At 30.5% G+C, this 5,561-nt stretch carries 4 protein-coding genes; all 4 read right to left on the bottom strand.

What is annotated here, in order from left to right:
• Positions 1-436: 436 nt before the first annotated feature.
• Positions 437-1,669 carry a serine/threonine transporter SstT gene (gene sstT, locus ACI3VO_RS04670; protein WP_439756805.1) on the bottom strand — a complete coding sequence of 411 codons (1,233 nt, stop codon included), beginning with the start codon at positions 1,667-1,669 and terminating at the stop codon, positions 437-439.
• A gap of 374 nt (positions 1,670-2,043) precedes the next feature.
• A complete protein-coding gene (gene hemB, locus ACI3VO_RS04665; protein ID WP_439756804.1) occupies positions 2,044-3,012 on the bottom strand; it encodes a porphobilinogen synthase in 969 nt (322 codons plus the stop codon).
• Between the two features lie 31 nt (positions 3,013-3,043).
• Entirely contained in the window at positions 3,044-4,546 is a 1,503-nt protein-coding gene (cobA, locus tag ACI3VO_RS04660) for a uroporphyrinogen-III C-methyltransferase (protein WP_439756803.1), read from the bottom strand.
• Positions 4,546-5,442 carry a hydroxymethylbilane synthase gene (gene hemC / locus ACI3VO_RS04655; protein WP_439756802.1) on the bottom strand — a complete coding sequence of 299 codons (897 nt, stop codon included), beginning with the start codon at positions 5,440-5,442 and terminating at the stop codon, positions 4,546-4,548. The genes cobA and hemC overlap by 1 nt, the downstream gene beginning before the upstream one ends.
• Positions 5,443-5,561: the final 119 nt, after the last annotated feature.

Genomic DNA, 5,561 nt, shown 5'->3' with positions numbered 1-5,561 from the left:
AGATACACAGCCTTCAACAATTATATCTATTGAGGCTTTATAATTTTTTTTTTCATCTGCATTATTTGATACCCATTCTTTAAAATCTAAATCTTGACCTTCAAATTCATCAGCAATCCTTTCATCTAATTGCTCTAATATATTTAAAATTTCTTTTATTGTTTTCATTACCGCTCCTCCTTTCCAGTTTGACTTCTAATAAATTATTTTACCCACTACATCTTAATATCCTTTTTTATAAATAAATTTTTTATATAAATAAAATTAAGTTTCATAATTATAACTTCAATAACTCTATTATTATAACAATAAAAACAATTCTGCGTAAAATAACTTTTTACAAATTATAAAAGGCTACTACAAAATAGTTATCTACTTCGTAATAGCCTTTTTAGTATTCTAAATTTAAATAATTTTTTTCAATTTTAAATTGTAACTAGATAGGAAGTTTTCTTCCTTCTTTTTTCCATTGTTTGAATTCAGCTGTTGCTGTTAATAAAGCATCTGTTGAAGAGTTAAGTCCTGTTTCACAAGAGTCTTGGATAACCCCTATTATGAATCCTATACCAACTACTTGCATTGCTATATCACTTGATACACCGAATAAACTACAAGCTAATGGTATAAGTAGTAAAGATCCACCAGCTACCCCAGAAGCACCACATGCTGAAACTGCTGAAAGTAAACTAAGAATTAAAGCTGTTGGAATATCTACTGGTATTCCTAAAGTATGTACAGTTGCTAAAGATAATACTGATATTGTAACTGCTGCACCACCCATGTTTATAGTAGCACCTAAAGGAATTGATACTGAATAGTTATCTTCATTTAATCCTAAAGATTTACATAATTCCATGTTAACTGGTATATTTGCTGCTGAACTACGAGTACAGAATGCTGTTATACCACTTTCTTTTAAGCATTTAAATACTAATGGATATGGATTTTGTCTTATGTTTAAGAATACTATCAATGGATTTACTACTAATGCAACGAATATCATACATCCTAATAATAAACCTAATAGTTTACCATAGTCTACAAATATTGACATACCACTTGTTGATATAGAAGTATACATTAATCCCATTATACCAAATGGAGCAAAGCTTATAACCCATCTTACTGCTTGTGTTACTGCTTCTGAAACATCTGATAATAATGCTTTAGTTTTGTCTGAAGCTTTTCTTAAAGCTAAACCAAATACACAAGACCAAGCTAATATACCTATATAATTAGCTTCTACTATTGATTTAACTGGGTTACTAACTATATTTAATAATAAAGTTTTTAATACTTCACCTATTCCACCAGGTGCTGCTGCTGCATCTTGAGTTGCTGCAACTGCTCCTAAATTAACTGTAACTGGGAATATGAAGCTTCCTACAACTGCTACTAAAGCAGCTGCAAAAGTAGCTATTAAATATAAACTTATAACTGTACCCATATTACTTTTTTGACCATCTTTATGTTGTGCTAATGATCCCATAACTAAGAAAAATACTAATACTGGAGCTACAGCCTTTAATGCTCCAACAAATAATTCTCCTAAAAGTCCGATAACTGTTGCTTGTTTAGCAACTACACCTAATATAGCACCAATTACTAAGCCGCAAAGAATACGTTTTACTAAACTAATGCTATTCCATTTTTCTATAATACCTTTCATATACCTTTAATCCCCCTTGCATATTTTTATACACATTCAATATGAAGAAAACCTTTTCAAAACCCTTATTTTATATACTCATTCTTCATATCTATCAAATACTATACAGTATTTCCCCTTTTTTTTCCATATAAAAATAAAAAGTTCTAATTTTCCCATATATATGTATTTTTAATTGATTCAAAATATTTAGTAAATTAATTTTTTCACATTTTTTAACATCAATTTTTTTCTAATTTATTGCTATCAACATTACTATTTCCAATCAATTACAACAAGAAAACTCTTCCTTTTCGAAAAAATTTTTAGGAAGAGTTTCATCAATTTTTTTATATTTTTTCTTATAAAAAATTTATAATTAAAATTTTATTTGTCTAGTCAATTATCTTAGCTAAATCCTTTGCAAAGTAAGTGATTATGATTGTAGCTCCAGCTCTCTTTATAGACATTACAGCCTCATAAATAGCAGATTCGCTTAGTAAACCTTTCTTTACAGCTTCTTTTAACATAGAATATTCTCCACTTACATTGTAAGCTGCTATTGGTAGATCATAATTATCCTTAAATCTTCTTATTATATCTAAATAAGAAAGCGCTGGTTTTACCATTATTATATCTGCACCTTCTTCTATATCTAAATCTGCTTCTATCATAGCTTCATTAGAATTTGCTGGATCCATTTGGTATGTTTTTCTGTCACCAAATGCTGGTGCTGAATTTGCAGCATCTCTAAATGGTCCATAGAATGCTGATGCGTATTTTGCACTATATGCCATTATAGCTACAGTTTCAAATCCATTTTCATCCAATGCATTTCTAAGTGCACCTATTCTTCCGTCCATCATATCAGAAGGAGCCACCATATCTGCACCTGCTTTAGCATAGCTTACTGCTATTTTTGATAAATATTCTAATGTTTTGTCATTATCTACATATCCATCCTCTGTAAGTATTCCACAGTGTCCATGGCTTGTATATTCACACATGCATACGTCACATATTACGTCCATTTCTGGTGCAACTTCTTTTATTTTTCTTATTCCTTGTTGTAAAGCGCCATTGTCATTGTACGCTTCACTACCACAGCAGTCTTTTTTGTGGTCATCAGGAACACCAAATAATATTACATGTTCTATTCCTAATTCAACTAATTCTTTAATTTCATATTCTAGTTTATCAACAGAAAAATGGTAAACACCTTCCATAGAAGGAATTTCTCTTTTTATATTTTCACCATCTACTATAAATAGAGGATAAATTAAATCTTCTTTTTGTAATTTTGTTTCTCTTACTAAATTTCTTATAGCCTTTGTAGCTCTAAGTCTTCTTGGTCTTCTTAACATTTTATTATTGCCCTCCTTTTAAATCGGCATATTAATCACACATAGCTTCTATCATACTTTCAATAGATGCTTTTTCTGATTCTTTATATACTTCTAAACCATTCTCTAATATAGTTTTTGTAGTTATCTTTCCTATAGATATTATTTTTGTATTAAATAATTTTGATTTATTTTCTTCTCCAATTAGGTTTATAAAGTTTTTAACAGTTGATGAGCTAGCAAATGTTATGTAATCTAAATTACCTTCTTCTAAAACTTTTATAGCTTCATCTTTTTTGCTGTCGTCCATCACACTTTCATATGTTATAACTTCTGTCACATTAGATATTTCGTTTAATTTATCGACTAAGAAATCTCTAGCATTTTTTGCTCTAGGTATTAAAATCTTGTCTTCTTTAGTTACGACATCTTTCAGTTCGTCGTATAGAGATTCTCCTATAGCTTTTGATGGAACTATATCTGCTTTGATACCTCTTTTAGCTATAGCCTTTGATGTTGCTGAACCTATTGCGCATACTTTTATATTTGCAAGTGCTCTACAATCTAATCCCATTTCATCTAATTTATCAAAGAATATATCTACTCCATTTTTGCTAGTTAAAACTAAGTATGTATAGTCTTTAAGATTTTTTATTTCATTTTCTAATTCAGTATTATTTTCAACCTTTTCGATTTTTATAGTAGGTATTTCTATAGGATTTCCACCTAAATCCATTATTCTCTCTACTAATTTACTATTTTGGCTTCTTGATCTAGTGACCATTATATTTTTACCAAATAGAGGTTTCTTTTCAAAGAAGTTTAATTTTTCTCTAAGATTTACAACTGTTCCCACTGCTATTAGTGTAGGTGGCTTTACTTCTTCTCTAACAGCTACTTCATAAGCATTTTCAAGAGTTGCAGTCACTACTCTTTGGTTGTAGCGAGTCGCCCAGCTTACAAAGGCAACTGGAGTGTCTTTAGCCATTCCTTCTTTTATTAAATTCTCACTTATATTTTTTAAGTTTGATACTCCCATTAAAAATACAAGTGTGCCCTTCATGTTAGCAAGTGCATTCCAATTTATATCAGGATTTTCTTTTCCGTCTTTTCTAAGATGTCCTGTTATAACATGGAATGAAGATGCGTGATCTCTATGAGTTATTGGAATCCCTGCATAACAAAGTCCACCTATTGCAGAAGTTACACCTGGCACTACTTCAAAATCTATATTTTCTGCTTGAAGAAGCTCTCCTTCTTCCCCACCTCTACCAAAAACATAAGGGTCTCCACCTTTAAGTCTTGTTACTATTTTTCCTTCTAAAGCTTTGTCTGCTATTAATCTATTTATTTGATCCTGTGGTAATAAATGATGGCTTGAGGCTTTTCCAACGTTTATAAACTCACAGCCCTTTTTAGCTTCTTTTAAATAATTTATATTGGCAAGTCTGTCGTAAACTATAACATCTGCTTTTCTTATACATTCTAATCCCTTTAATGTTATTAATTTATAATCTCCAGGTCCTGCTCCAACTAAGTAAACTTTCCCCTTCATTATTTTTCAAACTCCTTTAATACACTTTTCGCTAATTCATATCCTATTTTTGGTGCATCCTCTATAGTTCCTTCTTGAGATTTAATTATGATTTTCTTTCCATCTCCATCTCCGTAAAGACCAGTCAATTTAATTTTATCTCCATCTATATCACAGTAAGCACCCATAGGTATATGACAACTTCCATTTACACCTATTAAGAAACCTCTTTCTGCATCTATTTGAACCTTTGTAGTGTCGTCCTTTATAGAATTTATTATGTGTTCAGTTTCTTCATCATTTTCTCTAATTTCAAGAGCTAATATTCCTTGTGCAGGGGCAGGTAGCATAATGTCAGTTGGTATATAGTAATCTATTTTTTCTTCTAAACCAGCTCTCTTTAATCCTGATGCTGCTAATACTACACCGTCAAGATTTTCTGTTTCGATTTTTTTTATTCTTGTTTCGATGTTTCCTCTTATAGGCACGATTTCTAGGTCAGGTCTGTGTTTTAGTAATTGATATTTTCTTCTTTTACTCCCTGTACCTATTTTTGCACCCTTAGGTAAATCTTCTATACTTTTGTATCCTTCCTTAAATATAAGAACATCTCTTGGATCTTCTCTCTTTGGAGAGCTTGCAAATTTAAGCCCTTCTGGAAGGTATGATGGCATGTCCTTCATACTATGAACTGCCATATCTATTTCCTTGTCTAAAAGGCTCTTTTCGATTTCTTTTACAAATAAGCCCTTATCTCCTATTTTATCTAGTGGTAGATCCTTTATTAAATCGCCTTTAGTTTTTATAATTTTTACCTCAAATTCAACATCTGGGTTTGCCTTTTTTAATTGATCTACAACCCAATTAGTTTGAACAAGAGCTAAATTACTACCTCTAGTTCCTACTACTATTTTCATCAATATATCTCCTTAAATCTTTTTTTAAGATTATTATTTTATTTTGTTGTTTTTATTTACTAATATTGTAGAAAAATATGATATTTTTTCTTGTAGATGAACGTCTCTTAAGTCTTTAT

It is taken from the genome of Intestinibacter sp., assembly GCF_051866655.1.
In the GTDB taxonomy this organism is placed as follows: domain Bacteria; phylum Bacillota; class Clostridia; order Peptostreptococcales; family Peptostreptococcaceae; genus Intestinibacter.
Note: the sequence above shows the minus strand (reverse complement) of the source record. Positions and strands in the feature narration are given on the sequence as shown.